Annotated in this window: 1 protein-coding gene; it reads left to right on the top strand. The window is 57.2% G+C overall.

Annotated features, from left to right (window positions below; genetic code table 11):
• Positions 1 to 117 precede the first annotated feature (117 nt).
• Complete coding sequence (locus EN861_RS34250) at positions 118 to 747, top strand: response regulator transcription factor (RefSeq protein ID WP_135867839.1); 630 nt, start codon at positions 118 to 120, stop codon at positions 745 to 747.
• The last annotated feature ends 43 nt before the right edge of the window (positions 748 to 790 follow it).

Below are 790 nucleotides of genomic sequence, written 5' to 3'. Positions count from 1 at the left end.
CAAATTTCCGATTTTTGGAACGATGCAACAAAACCGTTACACAATGGACATCTGCCGGACGCGAATGGTCTTGGCAGGTCCGATCTCGACGAAGGACGTCCGAGCGAAGGCTTGGTTATGATTGTCGACAAGCGAGCGCTTGAGCGTGAATGCCTTGCGCGCGGCCTTATCGAACACAATCCCACCTTGCGCGTTAGCGCGGTAGGATCGCTTGACGAAATCCAGCACATTGGCGGGGACGAGGAGCCGTCCGCGATCCTCGTAATTCTTGGCGCCAGGAAGGTCACGGACCAGAGTGTTCGGGCGGAACTTGCGCACTTAATTTCCGAGTTTGGCACCGTACCCGTAATCGTCGTGGTGGATTCCGATGAGCCAGGGGAGGTTCTCGCGGCTCTCGAATGCGGCGCCCGAGGCTATATTCCCACAAGCGTGACGGTGAAGGTCGCTGCCGAGGCCATTGGTCTTGCTCGTGCCGGAGGGATCTTTGTACCCGCCAGCTGCGTGCTGGCGCTGCGAGAGATCATCCACTCGACCGCAAACGGTGTCCGTCCGCTCTCCGGCATGTTCACCACACGCGAAGCTGCGGTTGTGGAGGCGCTCAGGACAGGCAAGGCGAACAAGATAATTGCCTACGAGCTCAACCTGTGCGAGAGCACCGTCAAAGTCCACATCCGAAATATCATGAAAAAGCTCAAGGCTACCAACCGCACCGAGGTAGCGTACAAGCTTAGACAAATGTTGCTTTGAAGGCTGCCTCGGATCGGTCTTTGCCTGGCCGGCTCTGGCAATA

The organism is Mesorhizobium sp. M8A.F.Ca.ET.218.01.1.1 (assembly GCF_004791165.1).
In the GTDB taxonomy this organism is placed as follows: domain Bacteria; phylum Pseudomonadota; class Alphaproteobacteria; order Rhizobiales; family Rhizobiaceae; genus Mesorhizobium.
Note: the sequence above shows the minus strand (reverse complement) of the source record. Positions and strands in the feature narration are given on the sequence as shown.

Bases quoted from the DNA above. Each gene is read 5' to 3' on its own strand.
- EN861_RS34250 (WP_135867839.1), top strand. From the start codon at position 118: ATGATTGTCGACAAGCGAGCGCTTGAGCGTGAATGCCTTGCGCGCGGC.